The 19,593-nt window shown below is 69.3% G+C and carries 14 protein-coding genes and 1 pseudogene; 2 read left to right on the top strand and 13 right to left on the bottom strand.

The window, feature by feature from the left end:
* Together HS99_RS36915 and HS99_RS36920 are read left to right on the top strand one after the other, a co-directional pair.
* Positions 1–1,110: peptidoglycan binding domain-containing protein (locus tag HS99_RS36915; protein ID WP_211295908.1), on the top strand; the 1,110-nt coding region annotated here is incomplete at its 5' end.
* A 135-nt stretch (positions 1,111–1,245) separates the two neighbouring features.
* Positions 1,246–2,664 (top strand): annotated as a pseudogene (locus tag HS99_RS36920) (ABC transporter family substrate-binding protein); the annotation flags it as partial.
* Between the two features lie 319 nt (positions 2,665–2,983).
* On the opposite strand, the gene HS99_RS36925 reads toward HS99_RS36920, so the two are convergent.
* The 13 genes from HS99_RS36925 to HS99_RS36985 all read right to left on the bottom strand — a co-directional run.
* A complete protein-coding gene (locus HS99_RS36925) occupies positions 2,984–4,033 on the bottom strand; it encodes an ABC transporter ATP-binding protein (protein WP_046385781.1) in 1,050 nt (349 codons plus the stop codon).
* A gap of 159 nt (positions 4,034–4,192) precedes the next feature.
* Positions 4,193–5,296 carry an ABC transporter ATP-binding protein gene (locus HS99_RS36930; protein WP_046385780.1) on the bottom strand — a complete coding sequence of 368 codons (1,104 nt, stop codon included), beginning with the start codon at positions 5,294–5,296 and terminating at the stop codon, positions 4,193–4,195.
* Positions 5,286–6,338, bottom strand: coding sequence for an ABC transporter ATP-binding protein (locus HS99_RS36935; RefSeq protein WP_046385779.1), 1,053 nt, complete (start codon positions 6,336–6,338; stop codon positions 5,286–5,288). The genes HS99_RS36930 and HS99_RS36935 overlap by 11 nt, the downstream gene beginning before the upstream one ends.
* Before the next feature lie 16 nt (positions 6,339–6,354).
* Complete coding sequence (locus HS99_RS36940; protein WP_030554363.1) at positions 6,355–7,269, bottom strand: ABC transporter permease; 915 nt, start codon at positions 7,267–7,269, stop codon at positions 6,355–6,357.
* A gap of 76 nt (positions 7,270–7,345) precedes the next feature.
* Positions 7,346–8,272 carry an ABC transporter permease gene (locus tag HS99_RS36945; RefSeq protein ID WP_030287367.1) on the bottom strand — a complete coding sequence of 309 codons (927 nt, stop codon included), beginning with the start codon at positions 8,270–8,272 and terminating at the stop codon, positions 7,346–7,348.
* 132 nt (positions 8,273–8,404) lie between these two features.
* Positions 8,405–10,030, bottom strand: coding sequence for a peptide ABC transporter substrate-binding protein (locus HS99_RS36950; protein WP_030554361.1), 1,626 nt, complete (start codon positions 10,028–10,030; stop codon positions 8,405–8,407).
* A 195-nt stretch (positions 10,031–10,225) separates the two neighbouring features.
* Entirely contained in the window at positions 10,226–11,242 is a 1,017-nt protein-coding gene (locus HS99_RS36955; protein ID WP_033347656.1) for an ABC transporter ATP-binding protein, read from the bottom strand.
* A complete protein-coding gene (locus HS99_RS36960; protein ID WP_046387019.1) occupies positions 11,235–12,287 on the bottom strand; it encodes an ABC transporter ATP-binding protein in 1,053 nt (350 codons plus the stop codon). Before HS99_RS36960 ends, HS99_RS36955 begins: the two co-directional genes overlap by 8 nt.
* A gap of 19 nt (positions 12,288–12,306) precedes the next feature.
* Positions 12,307–13,242, bottom strand: a complete 936-nt coding sequence (locus HS99_RS36965; protein WP_030287363.1) for an ABC transporter permease — start codon at positions 13,240–13,242, stop codon at positions 12,307–12,309.
* Positions 13,235–14,161 carry an ABC transporter permease gene (locus HS99_RS36970; RefSeq protein ID WP_030287362.1) on the bottom strand — a complete coding sequence of 309 codons (927 nt, stop codon included), beginning with the start codon at positions 14,159–14,161 and terminating at the stop codon, positions 13,235–13,237. Before HS99_RS36970 ends, HS99_RS36965 begins: the two co-directional genes overlap by 8 nt.
* 141 nt (positions 14,162–14,302) lie before the next feature.
* Positions 14,303–15,946 (bottom strand): peptide ABC transporter substrate-binding protein, encoded by a 1,644-nt coding sequence (locus HS99_RS36975; protein ID WP_030287361.1) that lies wholly within the window; start codon positions 15,944–15,946, stop codon positions 14,303–14,305.
* Between the two features lie 431 nt (positions 15,947–16,377).
* Entirely contained in the window at positions 16,378–18,282 is a 1,905-nt protein-coding gene (gene typA / locus HS99_RS36980) for a translational GTPase TypA (protein WP_030287360.1), read from the bottom strand.
* 400 nt (positions 18,283–18,682) lie between these two features.
* The coding region (locus HS99_RS36985; protein ID WP_244916006.1) for an ABC transporter substrate-binding protein at positions 18,683–19,593 on the bottom strand (911 nt) is incomplete at its 5' end.

The following is a 19,593-nucleotide window of genomic DNA, read 5'->3' on the forward strand; positions in this document are numbered from 1 at the left end:
CCCGCCCCGGGCCCCGGCGCCCCGGGCGGCCCCGCCGCCCAGTCCGTCCCCGGCGCTGCCCCCGGTTCCGGCCCCGGGCCCGTGCCCGCGGCCGGCCAGGCCCCCGCGAAGGCCAAGACCGAGTCCGCCGCCCCCGCCAAGGCCAAGGCCAAGCGCGGCGGTGCGAAGAAGCTCGTCAAGCTCGGCGTCTACGCCTTCGGCGGCGTGCTGTTCCTCGGCGCCGCCGCGTACGGCACCGGCCTGATGCTCAACCAGTCCGACGTCCCCAAGGGCACCGTGGTGCTCGGCACGGACATCGGCGGCAACAGCCGCGACCAGGCGATCCACGCGCTGGACGCGTCGGTCGGCAAGGCCGGGCAGCAGCCGCTGAAGCTGAAGATCGGCGACCAGACGGTCGACCTCGATCCGACGGTCGCCGGGCTGACCTTCGACACCACGGCCACCGTGGACGGCCTCGCCGCGCACGACTACAACCCGGTCGACGTGATCAAGTCGATCCAGGGCGGCACCAAGGCCGTCGCCCCGGAGGTCCGGGTCGACCGCGCCAAGCTCAAGGCCGCACTGGACTCGCTGGCGGCCGGCTCGGGCCAGGGCCTCCAGGAGGGCTACGTCAAGTTCGCCGACAACGGCGACCCGGTCGTCGTCCCCGGCAGGGCCGGGCAGGCGGTGGACTCCAACGCCGCCATGGACGTGGTCGAGCAGGCCTACCGCGACCGCGCCGCGGGCAAGCCCGACCAGCCGATCGCGCTCGCCGTCACGGCCGCCCAGCCCAAGGTCTCCACCCAGGCCCTGCAGGCCGCCGCGGACAGCCTCGGCAAGCAGGTGACCAGCGGGAAGATCCACATCGTGGCCGGCACCAAGTCCTGGGACTTCGGCCCGAAGACCGCCGCCAAGGCGCTCACACTGGCCCCGGACACCTCCGGCAAGATCGCGCCCAAGTGGGACCTCGACGTGCTGAGCTCCCAGCTGAACGGCCTGTTCGACAAGGTGAAGGTCAAGAAGAACGGCCAGACCGCGGCGATCGCCCCGCAGGACGTCGCGGACGCCGTCAGCTCGCTGTTCGACAAGACCGGCGACAAGGAACGCACCTACAAGTTCACCGTGGCCTGACGAACCGGGCACGAACGAGGGGGCGGGCCCCGCACCGAACGGATGCGGCGGTCCCGCCCCCTCGACAACTCCGCCTCCCGGTCAGCAAGATGTGACGCCACACCATCCGCCACAGTCACCCCGGGAGCCACGCCGATGGGCCGCCGCCTCCAGCACCACCGGACGGCGCTGCTCGCCGGTCTCACCGTCCTGACGCTCTCCCTCGCGCTCTGCTCCTGCTCCTCCGGGCAGGACGGCGCCGCCCCGGACGCGCTGCCGAGCGCCGCCGCCGGGGTGCCCAAGCTCACCTCGGTCGACATCAACGCCCACGACCGCGGACAGCTGCGCCAGGGCGGCACCCTGAACCTGGCGATCGCCCAGTTCTCCCACCAGTGGTCGCCGATCCACACCGACGGCACCGAGTCCTCGACCGTCGCGGTCAGCAAGCCGCTGCTGCCGACCTTCTTCCGCTCGGACGCGGCCGGCACCCAGACCGCCAACCCGGCCTACCTCCAGGAGGCCCACGCCGAGGTCAGGGACGGCCACCAGGTGGTCACCTGGACGCTCAACCCGAAGGCCCACTGGTCCGACGGCACCCCGATCACCTGGCGCGACATCGAGGCCAACTGGCGTGCCATGAACGGCAAGGACCCGGCCTACCGGCCCTCCAGCACCTCCGGTTTCGAGCTGGTCACCTCGGTCGAACGGGGCAAGGACGACTTCCAGGCCGTGATGACCTTCGACCGGCCGTTCTCCGAGTGGCAGTCGATGTTCAACGGCGCGGCCAACGCCCCGCTGCTGCCCGCGAGCAAGGTCTCCACCCCGGACCTGTTCAACACGGCCTACCTGGACGCGATCCCGCTCACCGCCGGCCCGTTCAAGGTCGAGCGGCTGGACCCGGCCGCGCAGACCGTCACCCTGGTCGCCGACCCGACCTGGTGGGGCGACAAGCCGATGCTGGACCGGGTCGTCTTCCACGCCATGCTGCCCGACGCGATGGGCACCGCCTTCGCCAAGGGCCAGATCGACCTCTTCAACAACGGCCCGGACCTGGCCGGCTACCAGGTCATCAAGAACACCAAGGGCGCGGCCGTCCGCCGGGCCGGCGGGCCCGACTTCCGCCAGCTCACCCTGAACGCCCGCAGCCCGCTGCTCAACGACGCGACCGTACGCCAGGCCGTGTTCCAGGCGATCGACCGGGACACCCTGATCCGCGCCGACCTCAACGGACTGGACTGGCCCGCCGTCCCGCTCAACAACCACCTGCTGGTCGCCAACCAGAACGGCTACCGCGACAACTCCCTCGGCCTGTCCCGCTTCGACCCGGCCGAGGCGGCCCGCAAGCTGGACTCGGCCGGCTGGAAGCTCGACGGCGACGTGCGGAAGAAGGACGGCCACGAGCTGAACCTGCGGATGGTCGTCCCGGCCGGGGTCGCCGTGGCCCAGGGCGAGACGGCGTCCGTCTCCAAGATGCTCAAGGATGTCGGCATCAAGGTCACCCCGGTGACCGCCGCCCCCAACGAGTTCTTCGACAAGTACGTCAACCACAACGACTTCGACATCGCCGTCTACGCCCTGCTCGGCACCCCGTTCCCGGCCAGCGGCAGCCGCGCCTCGTACACCCAGAACAGCGCCACCAACCGGGCCGGCGCAGGCAGCCCGGCGGTGGACGCCGCACTCGACCGGGCGGGCTCCGCGACCGACGCCGGCACCGCCTCCGAGGCGATCAACCAGGCCGACGGCGAGCTCTGGAAGGTGGCCGGCGTGCTGCCGCTCTACCAGCGCCCCCAGCTGTACGGCGCCCGCGCCGACCTCGCCAACATCGGCGCCCAGGGCCTGTCCGACATCGTCTGGGAGAACGTCGGCTTCACCAAGTAGGCGCCCGGCCCAGGCCTCAGCCGTGGAGGGTCTCCCGCCAGTAGTGGCAGGCGCTGCGCCGGCCCGGCAGCTCGGCGCCCTCCTCGTCCGCCACCGGCACCAGCGGCGGGAGTTCGGTCAGGCAGACGTCCCGCACCCGGTCGCAGCGGGGGTTGAAGGCGCAGCCCTGCGGGATGCTCAGCAGGTTGGGCGGCAGGCCCTTGATGGCGTGCAGGTCCTGGCCCTTCTGGTCCAGCCGCGGGATGGAGTCCAGCAGGCCTCGGGTGTACGGGTGCGCGGGCCGCGCGTACAGCTCGTGCACCGGCGCGGTCTCGACGATCCGGCCCGCGTACATCACCGCGATCTTGTCCGCGACGTCGGCCACCACGCCCAGGTCGTGGGTGATCAGGATCAGCCCCATGTTGAACTCGCTCTGCAGCTCCGCCAGCAGGTCCATCACCTGGGCCTGGACGGTCACGTCCAGCGCGGTGGTGGGCTCGTCCGCGATGATCAGGTCCGGTTCCAGGGCCAGCGCCATGGCGATCATGATGCGCTGGCGCATGCCGCCGGAGAACTGGTGCGGGAAGTCGCCGACGCGCTGCTTGGCCGCCGGGATGCGCACCCGCTCCATCAGCTCCACGGCCTTCGCCCGAGCCTCCGCCCGGGACAACCCCTGGTGCACCCGGAACATCTCGCCGAGCTGGTAGCCCACACTGAGCACCGGGTTGAGGGCGGACAGCGCGTCCTGGAAGATCATCGCGATCCTCCGCCCCCGGACCGTCCGCCGGAGCTTGGGGCTCATGGTCAGCATGTCCTCGCCCCGGAACAGGATCCGCCCGGCGGTGATCTTCCCGGGCGGCATGTCCAGGATGCCCATGACCGCCTGCGCGGTCACCGACTTCCCGGATCCGGACTCGCCCAGCACCGCCAGCGTCTCCCCCGCGGCCACCGAGTAGCTCACCCCGTTGACGGCCTTGGCGACCCCGTCCTGGGTGTGGAACTCGATGTGCAGGTCCTCGACCTCGAGCAGCGGGGTCCCGGGCACCAGGTTCTCCCGACCGCCGCCGGTCACCTCCACCACGTCCATCCGGGCAGCCCTCCTCGGCACAGCGGCGAGCAACGACAGGCGCAGTGCAACTATCAAGGAACAACGGGCACTTGGGGAGGCCACGGGAGATCTCGGTTCCATCACGGCGAAGGGCGCGCCCCCCACTGGGAGGGCGCGCCCCGGGTGCGGAACCGGGCGCTACGGCCGGCTGCCGACGTCCTCCCCGCTCTCGCGCTCGGCCGCGAAGTGGCAGGCGGAGTCGTGGAACGCCGGCCCGCTCAGCCAGCCCGGCGGGGCCAGCGGCGGCACCTCCACCGCGCACCGCTCCTGCGCCTTCCAGCACCGGGTGCGGAACCGGCACCCCGAGGGCGGGTTGGCCGGCGAGGGCACGTCCCCGGTGAGCACGATCCGGTCCCGCGACTCGCGCGCCGTCGGGTCCGGCACCGGCACCGCCGAGAGCAGCGCCTGGGTGTACGGGTGGGTCGCGTGGTCGTAGATCTGCTCGTCGGAGCCGATCTCGACCATCTTGCCCAGGTACATCACCCCCACCCGGTCGGAGATGTGCCGGACGATGGACAGGTCGTGGGCGATGAACATGTACGACAGGTTGAACTCGCCCTGCAGCTGCTCCAGCAGGTTGATCACCTGCGCCTGCACCGACACGTCCAGCGCCGAGACCGGCTCGTCGCAGATGATGATCTCCGGCTTGAGCGCCAGCCCCCGTGCGATGCCGATGCGCTGGCGCTGACCGCCGGAGAACTGGTGCGGGTACCGGTTGATGTACTCCGGGTTGAGCCCGACCACGTCGAGCAGGTCCTGGACGGCCTTGCGGCGGTCGCCCCTGGGCGCCACCTCGGGGTGGATCTCGAAGGGCTCCCCGATGATGTCGCCGACCGTCATGCGCGGGTTCAGCGAGGTGTACGGGTCCTGGAACACCATCTGGATGTTGCGCCGGACGGCCTTGAGCGCGCCCCCGGACAGCCGGGAGATCTCCTCCCCCTTGTAGCGGACGGACCCCCCGGTGGCCGGCTCCAGGTTCATCAGCACCTTGGCCAGCGTGGACTTCCCGCAGCCGGACTCGCCGACGATGCCGAGCGTCTCGCCCTGCATCAGGTCGAAGCTGACCCCGTCCACCGCCTTGACCGCGCCGACCTGCTTCTTGAACAGCACGCCGCGGGTCAGCGGGAAGTGCTTGACCAGGTCCCGGACCTCCAGGATCGGCTCGCCGCGCGGCACCTCCTGGGCGAAGGCGGCCTCCTCAGGCACCGCCGCGCCCGTCGGGCCGGCCCCGTCAGCGGTCATGGAGGGTCTCCTTCCAGAAGAAGCAGGCGCTGCGGCGCCCCTCCAGCGGCGTGCCGTCGTCCTCGGCGACCGGGAACAGCTCCGGCACCTCGGCCCGGCAGACGTCCTGCGCCCGGGGGCAGCGGGGGTTGAAGGCGCAGCCCGGCGGGATGCGCAACAGGTTGGGCGGCAGGCCCTTGATCGCGTAGAGCTCCTGGCCCTTCTGGTCCAGGCGCGGGATGGAGTCCAGCAGGCCCCGGGTGTACGGGTGGGCCGGGCGCGCGTACAGCTCGTGCACCGGCGCGGTCTCGACGATCCGGCCCGCGTACATCACCGCGATCTTGTCGGCCACGTCGGCCACCACGCCCAGGTCGTGGGTGATCAGGATCAGGCCCATGTTGTACTCGGCCTGGAGCTCCGCCAGCAGGTCCATCACCTGGGCCTGGACGGTCACGTCCAGGGCGGTGGTGGGCTCGTCCGCGATGATCAGGTCCGGTTCCAGGGCCAGCGCCATGGCGATCATGATGCGCTGGCGCATGCCGCCGGAGAACTGGTGCGGGTAGTCGTTCACCCGCTCCTTGGCGGCGGGAATGCGCACCCGCTCCATCAGCTCCACGGCCTTCGTCCTGGCCTCCGCCCGGGAGACGCCGTGGTGGGCCCGGAACATCTCGCCGAGCTGGAAGCCGACGCTGAGCACGGGGTTGAGGGCGGACAGCGCGTCCTGGAAGATCATCGCGATCTTCCGGCCGCGGATCCTCCGCCGCTCGTCCTTGCCCATCTTCAGCATGTCCCGGCCGCGGAAGCGGATCTCCCCGCGCGGGATCCGGGCCGGCGGCATGTCCAGGATGCCCATGACCGCCTGCGCGGTCACCGACTTCCCGGATCCGGACTCGCCCAGCACCGCCAGCGTCTCGCCCGCCCGGACGCTGTAGTTGACCCCGTTGACGGCCCGGGCGACGCCGTCCCGGGTGACGAACTCGACGTGCAGGTCCCGTACGTCGAGCAGCGGCCCCTGGTACGGCGTCCCGGCCTCTCGGCCGGTCCTGTCCACAGCGGTGTTCACACTGCGCTCCCCTCGCTCAGCGAAGCTTCGGGTCGAGGGCGTCGCGCACCGCGTCGCCCATCATGATGAAGGCCAGCACGGTGGCGGAGAGTGCCGCGGCCGGGAAGAACAGCACGTACGGCGCCGTCCGGATCACCTTCTGGGCCGAGGAGATGTCGATGCCCCAGGAGATGGTCGGGTCCTGCAGACCGATGCCGAGGAAGCTCAGCGTCGCCTCCGTGGCGATGTAGCCGCCGAGGGCGATGGTGGCGACGACGATCACCGGGGCGACCGCGTTCGGCAGGATGTGCCGGAACATCAGCCGGCCCGTCCCGGCGCCGAGGGCCCGACCGGCCACCACGTAGTCCGACTGTTTGACGGTGAGCACCGCACCCCTCATCACGCGGGCGATCTGGGTCCAGCCGAGGACGGCCAACGCCAGCACCACGGTCCACACCGTGCGGGTGGTGAAGGCGTTCAGCAGCACCAGAGCGCCGAGCAGCAGCGGGATGCCGAAGAAGATGTCCACGACCCGGGAGATCACCGCGTCGACGGCCCGGCCGTAGTACCCGGCGACCATGCCGGTCAGCCCACCGAGCACGGTGACCGCGGCGGTCACGAAGATGCCGACGGTGATCGAGGCGCGGGCGCCGTAGACGACCCGGGCGTAGATCGACCGGCCCTGGGCGTCGTAGCCGAACCAGCCCGCGCCGAAGAAGTCCGTCCAGTCCGGCCGCCTGAGGTAGTCGTGAACCAGGTCGGCCTTGCGCGGGTTGGCGTCGGTGAAGGCCCAGGGGAAGACCGCCATCACCACCAGCAGCAGGATCAGCACGACCGAGAGCAGGAAGATCGGCCGCCGGCGCAGGTCCCGCCAGGCGTCGCCCCAGAGGCTGCGGGCCTCCTCCCGCTTCGCGACGTCGGGTTCGACCAGAGTCTCCTGCTCGACCGCCATGCCCTGCTCGCCCGCGTAGTCGAGCCGCGAGATCCCCGGCTTGGGGTGGGGTTCGAACGAGTCCTCGTCGTGGATGTCAGGCATAGCGGATCCTCGGGTCCAGGACCGCGTAGAGCAGGTCGACGAGCAGGCTGGCGACCAGGTAGATGATCACCAGGACGGTCACGATGCCGACCACGGTGGGCCCTTCCTTGGTGTTGATCGCCCGGTACAGGACGTTGCCGATGCCCTGAACGTTGAAGATGCCCTCGGTGACGATCGCGCCACCCATCAGCGCGCCCAGGTCGGTGCCGAGGAAGGTGATGACCGGGATCAGCGAGTTGCGCAGCAGGTGCCGCAGGACGATGGTGCGCCGGGGCAGGCCCTTGGCGACGGCCGTGCGCATGTAGTCGGCCCGCAGGTTCTCGCCGATCGACGTACGGGTCAGCCGGGCCACGTACGCGAGCGAGAGCGATCCCAGCACGACGGCGGGCAGCACGAGTTGGGAGAGGTCGTAGCTGTCCTGGACGGTCGGGGTGACCCAGCCGAGATTGGTGGCGAAGACGGTCTGCGCGATGTATGCCAGCACGAAGACCGGGATCGAGATCACCATCAGGGTCAGCACCAGCACCAGGGTGTCCTGGACGCTGCCGCGCCGCAGGCCGGAGAGCATGCCGAGGGCGAGGCCGAGGATCATCTCGAAGACGAAGGCCAGCAGCGCGAGCCGGATGGTGACCGGGAAGGCGCCGGCCATGATGTCCGAGACCGGCCGGCCGGTGAAGCTGGTGCCGAAGTCGCCCTGGAACAGGTTCCCCATGTAGTGCAGGTACTGCTTCCAGAGCGGCTGGTCCAGGAAGTACTTGTGCTTGATGCTGGCCACCACCGCGGGGTCGGCCGCCTTCTCGCCGAACAGCGCCGTCACCGGGTCGCCCGGCAGCGTGTAGACCATCACGAAGATCAACAGCGTGGTACCGAAGAACACCGGGATCATCTGCAGCACCCGCCGCAGCACGTAACTGCCCATCCGAGCCTCCTTCCAGGGCGTGGCCGACCGGGGGGCCGGCCGAGAGGACCGGGCCCCGCCCTCCGTGCGGGGAGGGCGGGGCCGGCGTGAGGGGGCTGGGCCCCTCCTGCCCGATGGCGGGCAGGAGGGGCATCAGCCCTTGACCTCGACCTGGGTCCAGGCCGGGTTGCCGAAGGAGTCGAACTTCACGTTCTGCACCTTGGTCGAGTAGCCCGAGTTGGTGCGGTAGTACCAGAGCGGGATGGCCGGCATGCCGCTCGGCAGCACGGCCTCGGCCTGCTGGTAGCCGCTCACCGTGTCGGCGACGCTGGCGGCCTCGTCGGCCTTGGTGGCCGCGTCGTCGAACTGCGCGTTGCTGTAGCCGAAGTCGTTGGAGGCCGCGCCGGTGCGGTACACGTCGGACAGGAAGTTGGCGTTCAGCGGGTAGTCCTGCACCCAGCCGGTACGGAAGGCGCCGTTGAGCTGGTGGCTGGTGATCGCCGCGCGGGCGGCCTTGAAGTCGGGCTTCGGGTCGCCCAGGCAGTCGACGCCGGTGTTCTGCCGGATCGAGTTGCAGACCGCGTCGACCCACTCCTTGTGGCCGCCGTCCGCGTTGTAGGTGATCAGCAGCTTGTTGCCGGGGACGCCGCCGCCGTCCTGGATCAGCTGCTTGGCCCTGGCCGGATCGAACTTGCAGAAGTCGCCGCAGGCGCCGTCCTTGTAGCCCTCGACGCCCTCGGCGACCCAGGCGGTGGCCGGCTTGCGGGAGCCCTGCAGCACGGTCTTGGTGATGACGTCGCGGTCGATCGCCATCGACAGGCCCTGGCGCACCTTGGCCTTGTCCGGCGAGGACCAGTCGCCCTGGTAGAGCGTGAAGCCGATGTTCTGGATCGCGCCCTGCGGGGCGTCGATCGCCCGGTCGCCGAGATCGTTCTTGTAGTTCGCCAGAGCGGACGGCGGCACCTGGTCCATCACGTCCAGGTTGCTGGACTGCAGGTCCGCGTACGCGGCCTCGGACGTGGTGTACATCTTGAAGACGATGCCGCCGTTCTTCGGCTTGTCCACGCCCTGGTAGTCCGGGAAGGTCTTGGTGACCACCTCGGTGTTGTGCGACCAGCTGACGAACTGGTACGGGCCGTTGCCCACCGGCTTCTGCCCGTACCCGGCAGGGTCCTTGAAGAAGCCGTCCGGCAGCGGCGAGAAGGCGATGTAGCCGAGCTTGTACTCGAAGTACGAGACCTTGTGGCTCAGCTTGACCGTGAAGTGCAGGTCGTCGGTGACGGTCAGTCCGGACATCTTGTCGCTGGCGGGCTTCCCGCCGGCCGGGTGGACGTCCTGGTAGCCCTCGATGTCGGAGAACCAGGAGCTGTTGATCTGGTTGTTGGCCGGGTTGGCGCCCCAGTTCCAGGCGTCCACGAAGTTCTTGGCGTGCACCGGGGTGCCGTCGTGGAACTTCCAGCCGTCCTTCAGCGTGACGTTGAAGGTCTGCGAGTCGCTGGTGTCGATCTTGTCCGCGACCTGCATCCGGATCTTGGCGGTGCTGGGGTCGTAGTCCACCAGCCCCTTGAAGAGGTTCTGGATGATGCGACCACCGCCGACCTCGTTCGCGTTGGCGGGCTGCAGCGGGTTCTGCGGCTCACTGCTCTGGTAGCTGAAGGTCTTGCCGGCGTCCGACGAGCCACTGCCGCCTCCTCCACCGCCGCTGCTGCACCCGGTGGCCACCAGGACCACGGACGTCGCAGCGGCGAGGACCAGGCGGGCGCGGGCGGCTACGGGCATGGAGGTCCCTCCTCAGGCGTGTGTGTCGCATCACACCCCATGAGAAGCTCGGCCCGGTGACGGCGCGAGCCGGGTGCACCCGGACGGGTGCGGTAACCCGCCGCCGGGTTGACGCGGCGCCGGATCGCGGATCGCCGGAAACGCCGCAAGGGCCCGTGGCGGGAGCCACGGGCCCTTGCGGGTGTGTACGGGACGTCAGGCCGCGGCCGACTCCCGGACCTCGGGGAAGTGGCAGGCCGACTCGTGCGCGGCCGGGCCCTCCAGCGTGGTCGGGATCGCCAGCAGCGGGATCTCCTCGGAGCAGCGCTCCTGCGCCTTCCAGCAACGGGTGCGGAAGCGGCAGCCGGACGGCGGGTTGGCCGGCGAGGGGATGTCCCCGCTGAGGATGATCCGCTCGCGGGACTCGCGCGCCGTCGGGTCCGGCACCGGCACCGCGGACAGCAGCGCCTGGGTGTACGGGTGGGTCGCGTTGTCGTAGATCTGCTCGTCGGAGCCGATCTCGACCATCTTGCCCAGGTACATCACGCCGACGCGGTCGGAGATGTGCCGGACGATGGACAGGTCGTGCGCGATGAACATGTACGACAGGCCGAACTCACCCTGCAGCTGCTCCAGCAGGTTGATCACCTGCGCCTGGACGGACACGTCCAGGGCGGAGACCGGCTCGTCGCAGATGATGATCTCGGGCTTGAGCGCGAGGCCGCGGGCGATGCCGATGCGCTGACGCTGACCGCCGGAGAACTGGTGCGGGTACCGGTTGATGTACTCCGGGTTCAGACCCACGACGTCCAGCAGGTCCTGGACGGCCTTGCGGCGGTCGCCCTTCGGCGCCACCTCGGGGTGGATCTCGAAGGGCTCCCCGATGATGTCGCCGACCGTCATGCGCGGGTTCAGCGAGGTGTACGGGTCCTGGAACACCATCTGGATGTTGCGGCGGACGGCCTTGAGCGCGCCCCCGGACAGCTGGGAGATGTCCTCGCCCTTGAACAGCACCTGGCCGGAGGTGGCCCGCTCCAGGTTCATCAGCACCTTGGCCAGCGTGGACTTGCCACAGCCGGACTCGCCGACGATGCCGAGGGTCTCGCCCTTCTTCAGCTCGAAGGAGATGCCGTCGACGGCCTTGACGGCGCCGACCTGCTTCTTGAACAGGACGCCCTGGGTCAGCGGGTAGTGCTTGACCAGGTCCTTGACCTCCAGGATGTTCTCAGCCATGGAGGGTCTCCTTCCAGAGGTGGCACGCGCTGCGGCGGCCGGTGAGCTCCTTGCCGTCCTTGTCCGTCACGTGGTGCAGCGCCGGGATCTCCGTGCGGCACAGGTCGGTGGCGACGTCGCAGCGGGGGTTGAACGCGCAGCCGGCCGGAACCTTCAGCAGGTTCGGGGGCAGACCCTTGATCGCGTACAGCTCCTGGCCCTTCTGGTCCAGGCGCGGGATCGAGCGCAGCAGGCCCTTGGTGTACGGGTGGGCGGGGTTCGCGTACAGCTCGTGCACCGGGGCGGTCTCGACGATCCGGCCCGCGTACATGACGGCGATCTTGTCCGCGACGTCGGCGACCACACCGAGGTCGTGGGTGATCAGGATCAGGCCCATGTTGTACTCGGCCTGGAGCTCCGCCAGCAGGTCCATCACCTGGGCCTGGACGGTCACGTCCAGGGCGGTGGTGGGCTCGTCGGCGATGATCAGGTCGGGCTGCAGCGACAGCGCCATGGCGATCATGATGCGCTGGCGCATGCCGCCGGAGAACTGGTGCGGGTAGTCGTTCACCCGCTCCTTGGCGGCGGGGATGCGCACCCGGTCCATCAGCTCGATGGCCTTGGCCTTGGCCTCGGCCTTGGAGACGCCCTGGTGCACCCGGAACATCTCGCCGAGCTGGTAGCCGACGCTGAGCACGGGGTTGAGGGCGGACAGCGCGTCCTGGAAGATCATCGCGATCTTCCGGCCGCGGATCTTCCGCCGCTCCTCGTTGCTCATCTTGAGCATGTCCTGGCCGCGGTACAGGATCTCGCCCTGGGTCACCTTGCCCGGGGGCATGTCCAGGATGCCCATGATGGTCTGGGCCGTCACGGACTTGCCGGAGCCGGACTCGCCGAGCACCGCGAGGGTCTCGCCGGCCGCGACGGAGTAGTTGACGCCGTTCACGGCCTTGGCGACGCCGTCCCGGGTGTGGAACTCCACGTGGAGGTCCTTGACCTCCAGGAGCGGGGTTCCGACTTCGAGTCGGCCGGACTTCTGGCTGTCGTTCTCGATCACGGTGGTCATCGGGTCGTCACCTCTTCTCTCAGCGGAGCTTCGGGTCGAGGGCGTCGCGCACCGCGTCGCCGAGCATGATGAAGGCCAGCACGGTGATGCTCAGCATGCCTGCCGGGAAGAACAGGGCGAAGGGCGCCGTACGGATCAGCTTCTGGGCCGAGTTGATGTCGATGCCCCAGGAGATGGTCGGGTCCTGCAGACCGATGCCGAGGAAGCTCAGCGTCGCCTCCAGGGCGATGTAGCCGCCGAGGGAGATGGTGGCGACCACGATCACCGGGGCGATCGCGTTCGGCAGGATGTGCTTGAACATGATCCGGCCGGTGCCGGCGCCGAGCGCCTTGGCCGCCGTCACGAAGTCGGCCTGCTTGACCGTGATCACCGAACCGCGCATGACACGGGTCATCTGGGTCCAGCCCAGGGTGATCAGGGCGAAGACCACGCTCCAGATGGTGCGCGAGGTGAAGGCGTTGAGGATCACCAGCGAGCCGAGCAGCAGCGGGATGCCGAAGAAGATGTCGGTGACACGGGAGATGATCGTGTCGATCCAGCCGCCGAAGTAACCGGCGAGCATGCCGAAGATGCCACCGAGGATGGTCGTACCGACGGTGACGCAGATGCCGACCACGACCGAGGCGCGGGCGCCGTAGATGACGCGGGCGTAGATGCTGCGGCCCTGACCGTCGTAGCCGAACCAGTCCCCCTCGAAGAAGTGGCTGTAGTTCGGCGGCGTGTGGAAGTGCTCGCGCAGGTCGCCGGCCCGCGGGTCCACCGAGGTGAACAGGCCCGGGGCGACCGCGATGACGATCAGCAGCAGGATGAGCAGCGCGGAGATCACGAAGATCGGCTTGCGGCGCAGGTCGTGCCAGGCGTCGGAGCCGAGGCTGCGGGCCTTCTCGGGCTTGGCGGCCGCCGCGACGGGGGCCTGGGCCGGGGTCTCCTCGGCCGTCTTGGTCAGGTCAGGCATAACGGATCCTCGGGTCCAGGACCGCGTAAAGCAGGTCGACGATCAGGCCGGCGGCCAGGTAGACGATCACGAGGAAGGCCACGAAACCGGAAACGGTCGCGCCTTCCTTCATGTTGATCGCTTGGTAGAGCGCGTGGCCGACACCCTGGACGTTGAAGATGCCCTCGGTGACGATCGCGCCGCCCATCAGGGCGCCGAGGTCGGTGCCGAGGAACGTGACCACCGGGATCAGCGAGTTGCGCAGCAGGTGGGTGCCGATGACCCTGCGGCGCGGCAGGCCCTTGGCCACCGCGGTGCGGACGTAGTCGGCCTTGATGTTCTCGGCGATGGAGGTACGGGTGAGGCGCGCGACGTAGGCCAGCGACAGCGAGCCGAGCACGATGGCCGGCAGCACCAGCTGGGTGATGTCGGTGCTGTCCTGGACGGTCGGCTTAACCCACTTGAGGTTGATGCCGAAGATCGTCTGGAACAGGAAGCCCAGCACCGGGACCGGGATAGAGATCAGCAGCAGGGTGAAGACCAGGGCGCTCTTGTCGAAGACCTTGCCGCGACGCAGACCGGCGAACAGGCCGATGCCGATGCCCAGCACGATCTCGAAGCCGAACGCGAGCAGCGCCAGCTGGACCGTGACCGGCAGCGCCTCGGTGATCTTGTCGAGCACCGGACGCCCGTCCAGGGCCTTGCCGAAGTCGCCGGTGAACAGGCCCCCCATGTAGTCGAGGTACTGCTGGATCAGCGGCTCGTCAAAGTGCTGCTGGTGCCTCAGCGCGGCGAGCTGCACCGGGTCCGGCGCCTTGTCGCCCCACAGTGCTGCCAGCGGGTCACCGGGCAGCAAGTGCACCATGAAAAAGATGAGTGCGGTGGTTCCGAGGAACACCGGGATCATCTGGAGCAGTCGCCTCGCGACAAAGCGCCCCATCGTGCCTCCATGTATGGCTCTGCCGGGCCCGTCAACCCGGCAAGAGATAAGTCGGCGTGCCAACGGCCGGTGCCAGTCCTCGCCCTCGTGGGGATGGGACGGGCACCGGCCGTTGTCACCGGGTCAGGCGGTGCCGACCGATTACTTCTTCTTGACCTCGACGTCGGTGTAGACCGGGTTGCCGAAGGAGTCGAACTTCACGTTCTGGACGTTGTTCGAGTAGCCCGAGTTGGTCTTGTAGTACCAGAGCGGAATGGCCGGCATGTCCTTGGCCAGGACGGCCTCGGCCTGCTGGTACAGGTCGGCGGTCTTCTCGACCGAGGTGGCGGCGTCGGCGTCGTGGGCCAGCTTGTCGAACTCGGGGCTCGAGTAGCCGGCGTCGTTCGCGGCGGCACCGGTGCCGTAGACGTCGCGCAGGAAGTTGGCGTTCAGCGGGTAGTCCTGCACCCAGCCGGTCCGCATCATGCTCGGGACCTGCTTCTTCGTGATGATGTCACGAGAGGTCTTGAAGTCCGGCTTCGGGTCGCCGAGGCACTCGACGCCGGTGGCCTGGCGGATCGAGTTGCAGACCGCGTCCACCCACTCCTTGTGACCACCGTCGGAGTTGTAGATGATGGTGATCTTGTTGCCCGGAACGCCGCCACCCTCCTGGATGAGCTGCTTGGCCTTGGCCGGGTCGTACTTGCAGGCGTCGCCGCAGGTGCCGGCCTTGTAGCCCATGACGCCCGGCGCCACGAACGCGTCGGCGGGCTGACGGCTGTTGTTCAGCACGGTCTTGGTGATGGTGTCGCGGTCGATCGCCATCGACAGGCCCTGGCGGACCTTGGCCTTGGCCGGGTCCTTCCAGTCCGCGTTGTACATCGCGAAGGAGATGTTCTGGATGGCGCCCTGCGCCTGGTCGATCGCGCGCTTGCCCAGGTCGTCCTTGTACTTCGGCAGGTCGGTCGAGTCGACCTGGTCCAGGACGTCCAGCGTGTCGGACATCAGGTCCTTGTACGCGGCCTCGGACGAGGTGTAGTTGCGGAAGACGATTCCGCCGTTCTTCGCCTTGTTGCTGCCGGCGTACTTGTCGTAGGCCTTCAGCGTGATGGCCTTGTTGTGCTCCCACGAGACGAACTGGTAGGGGCCGTTGCCGACCGGCTTCTCGCCGTAGCCCTTCGGGTCCGCGAAGAACCCGGTGGGCAGCGGGTAGAAGGCCGAGTAGCCCAGCTTGTACGTGAAGTACGAGACGGGGGCGGTCAGTTCGATGGTGAAGTGGGTGTCGTCGACGACCTTGAGGCCGGTCATCTCCTTGGCGGTCGGGTCGCCCTTGTCCGGGTGGACGGCGTCGTAGCCGGCGATGTCCGAGAACCAGTCGGAGTTGATCTGGTTGTTGGCCGGGTTGGCGGACCAGTTCCAGGAGTCCACGAAGGACTTGGCGGTGACCGGGGTGCCGTCGTGGAAGGTCCAGCCGGACTTCAGCGTGACGGTGTAGTTCTTGGCGTCGGTGGTCTCGATCTTGTCGGCCACCTGGTTGCGCAGGGCACCGGTCGCGGGGTCGTAGTCGACGAGGCCCATGAAGAGCTGCTTGACGATGCGGCCGCCCTGGTTCTCCATGGCGTTGGCCGGCTGCAGCGGACGCTGCGGCTCACCGCTCTGGAAGCTGAACGTGCCTGCCGGGTCGACCGCGGCGCTGTTCGAGCTCCCGCCGGAGGAGTCGCTGCTGCCACCACTGCTACAAGCAGTCGCGGCGAGCGCGACAGCGACAGCTGCGACAACCCACTTGGCCTGGCTCACACCACGCATCGGTGTGCCTCCTGAATTCGACGTTACGACGAGGAGGGCACCACGGAACGGTTGTCACCGGGCCCGTAATGCCGTCCGCGCTCGTGGTTTCGGCGCGCACCCCTGCGCGTTAACCCTTGACCCGAGCCTGACTGGCTCCACTATCCGTCACGCACGGACACGAAAGTGACCAGTGACGATCTCAATTAGGTCACATGAACAGTCGGTAAGTTTCGAAAACCGGACATATGAGACATAGCCAGACAGGCACCAAACGGACAGTCGTCACGGATGACGAACTGTCACGTTCGCTCAGCGGACACCTGGGTGTGATGAGCGCTATTCCGTTAATAGCGGCTCCGACAACTTGGAGTAGTTGAAAAAGTTCGCCCCCCTCTCCATCGGAAAGGGGGGCGAAGCATTCCGGCCAAAGGCCGGTCAAGCCGTCCGGATCAGGCCTTCTTGGCGCGCGAGGCAGTGCGTCCGCGGTCCTTCTGGTCCAGGACGACCTTACGGATGCGAACCGTCTCCGGGGTCACCTCGATGCACTCGTCCTCGCGGCAGAACTCCAGCGACTGCTCCAGCGAGAGCTTGCGCGGCGGGACGATCGACTCGGCCACGTCGGCGGTCGAGGACCGCATGTTGGTGAGCTTCTTCTCCTTGGTGATGTTCACGTCCATGTCGTCGGAGCGCGAGTTCTCGCCGACGATCATGCCCTCGTACACCTCGGTGCCCGGCTCGCAGAAGAGCACGCCGCGCTCCTGCAGGTTGGTCATCGCGAAGGCGGTGACCACACCGGCCCGGTCGGCGACCAGCGAGCCGTTGTTGCGGGTGGTCAGGGTGCCGAACCACGGCTCGTGGCCCTCGTGGATCGAGTGGGCGATGCCGGTGCCGCGGGTGCTCGTGAGGAACTCGGTGCGGAAGCCGATCAGGCCGCGGGACGGCACGACGAACTCCATCCGGACCCAGCCCGAGCCGTGGTTGGACATGTTGTCCATCCGGCCCTTGCGGACGCCCATGAGCTGGGTGACGGCACCCATGTGCTCCTCCGGCACGTCCACCGTGAGGCGCTCGACCGGCTCGTGGACCTTGCCGTTGACCTCCTTGGTGACCACCTGCGGCTTGCCGACGGTCAGCTCGAAGCCCTCGCGGCGCATGGTCTCGATCAGGATGGCCAGCGCCAGCTCACCGCGGCCCTGCACCTCCCAGGCGTCCGGGCGCTCGGTGTCCAGCACGCGCAGCGAGACGTTACCGATCAGCTCGCGGTCCAGGCGGTCCTTCACCTGGCGGGCGGTGACCTTGCGGTCCACCTTGGCACCGGACTTGGCGTCCGCGCCCTTGCCGCTGCCGCCGCGGCCGACCAGCGGGGAGGTGTTGGTGCCGATGGTCATCGAGATGGCCGGCTCGTCGACCGTGATCAGCGGCAGCGCGACCGGGTTCTCCGGGTCGGCCAGGGTCTCGCCGATCATGATCTCGGAGATGCCCGCGACGGCGCAGATGTCACCGGGGCCCGCCACCTCGGCCGGCTTGCGGGTGAGCGCCTCGGTCATCAGCAGCTCGGAGATGCGGACGTTCTGGATCGAACCGTCGCGCTTGATCCAGGCCACGGTCTGGCCCTTGCGCAGCTCGCCCTGCTCGACGCGCAGCAGCGCGATGCGGCCGAGGAAGTTGTCGGCGTCCAGGTTGGTGACGTGGGCCTGGAGCGGCGCGTCCTCGTCGTAGCTGGGGGCCGGGACGTGCTCCAGCAGGGTGGAGAAGAACGGCTCCAGGTTGGTGCTGTCCGCGGGAACGGTGCCGTTCTCCGGCTTGGTCAGCGAGGCGACGCCGTCACGGGCACAGGCGTAGACGATCGGGAACTCGATCTGGTCCTCGTCCGCGTCCAGGTCCAGGAACAGGTCGTAGGTCTCGTTGATGACCTCGTCGATCCGGGAGTCCGGGCGGTCGGTCTTGTTGATGCACAGGATGACGGGCAGCCGGGCCGAGAGCGCCTTGCGCAGCACGAAGCGGGTCTGCGGCAGCGGGCCCTCGGAGGCGTCGACCAGCAGGACGACCGCGTCCACCATCGACAGACCGCGCTCCACCTCGCCGCCGAAGTCGGCGTGGCCCGGGGTGTCGATGATGTTGATCGTGATCGGCGCGCCACCGTCCTTGGGGTGGTACTTGACCGCGGTGTTCTTCGCGAGAATGGTGATGCCCTTCTCGCGCTCCAGGTCGTTCGAGTCCATCATGCGGTCGTCGAGCTGCTGGTGGGCGGCGAAGGCGCCGGCCTGCTTCAGCATGGCGTCGACCAGGGTGGTCTTGCCGTGGTCGACGTGGGCGACGATGGCGACGTTACGGATGTCGTTGCGCGTGGGCATGCCTAGCGGATTCTCCCGGAATCGTGGGTTACGGCGGGCCCGGCCGCGAGACGCGCACCCGCGGCCCCTTCGGCCGCCGTCACCCGTTCCGCCTGCTACTACCGGTCCACCCGCCGGGCATCTGGACATGCCTCGGCTTTTCCCTATGGTACGGGGAAGCGCCCAAGGGGGCAGAAACGAGCAGGTCGGGCGGGACCAAGATCACAGCTGGGTCACACCCCCTTCCCGTGCCGGCCGCCGTCCGGCGCTCCGTCGCGTGTCGCTCCCCCGCCGCCGCGCTGATCGCGGCCGGCCGCCCGGAGGAGGCCCCCGGCGGCACTCGACCGGGCCCGCGCGCGGTGCCCGGACCGGCCCGGATCGCCGTGGTGGAGCGCGTGTCGGAGCCGGCGCCCTCGCTGGGCTAACGCGTCCAGCCCATGTCCTGGAAGCGCGGCCACCCGAACCCGAACGCCCCGGCCCCGGCGACTCCGGTCCTCACGGCGACCAGCTCCGGCCGCTGGTACAGCGGCACCGAGTGGCCGAGCTGCCAGATCCGTACGTCCGCCTCCTGGAGCAGGTCCAGCCGGGCGGCCGGGTCGAGTTCGGCGGCCGCCCGGTCGAACAGCCGGTCGATCTCCTCGGTGCCGCTGCGGCCGTAGTTGCCGCCGGGGGCGAGCGTGCCGTCGGCGTCCGGCTGGGGCTTGGCGTATGCGGCGCGCTGCTCGGCGGCCGGGCTGGGCCCGGCCGGCCAGGAGAAGAGCGCGAGGTCGTAGTCCCCGACGGCCAGATGGTCCTGGACGAAGGTGTCGGCGGGCGCGGACTGCGGCTTCACCGCGATGCCGGACTCGGCGAGGTCGGCGGTGAGCGCGTCGGCGGTGCGCCGGGCGGTCGCCGAGCCGGCCGGGAAGAGGAGGGTGAGGGCGAGCTGCTTGCCGCCCTTGGTCCGGGTGCCGCCGTCCGGCCGCTTCCAGCCGGCCCGGTCCAGCAGCTGCGCGGCGTCGCCCGCTCCGGCCGCGCCGCTGTCGTCGCGGTAGCCCTCCTGGTCCCCGGCGAGCAGGTGGCTGCCGAGCGGGGCGCCGGGCAGCCCGAGCGGACCGAGTGCGGCCTCGGCGATCCGCCGCCGGTCGACCGCCCGGCCCACCGCCTGCCGGACCGCCGGGTCGGTGAGCGGGCCGCGGCCGGCATTGAGGGTGAGCTGGGTGAGCGAGGCGGCGGCCGCCCGGTGCAGGGTGATTCCGGGCAGCGACTCGGCCCGCCGCAGGGCCAGCGCGGCCGCCTCGGGCAGGGCGGCGGGCGTTGTCGGTGCGGTCCGGCAGCATCTGGTCGTATAAC

It is taken from the genome of Kitasatospora aureofaciens (assembly GCF_001188955.3).
Classification (GTDB): domain Bacteria; phylum Actinomycetota; class Actinomycetes; order Streptomycetales; family Streptomycetaceae; genus Kitasatospora; species Kitasatospora aureofaciens.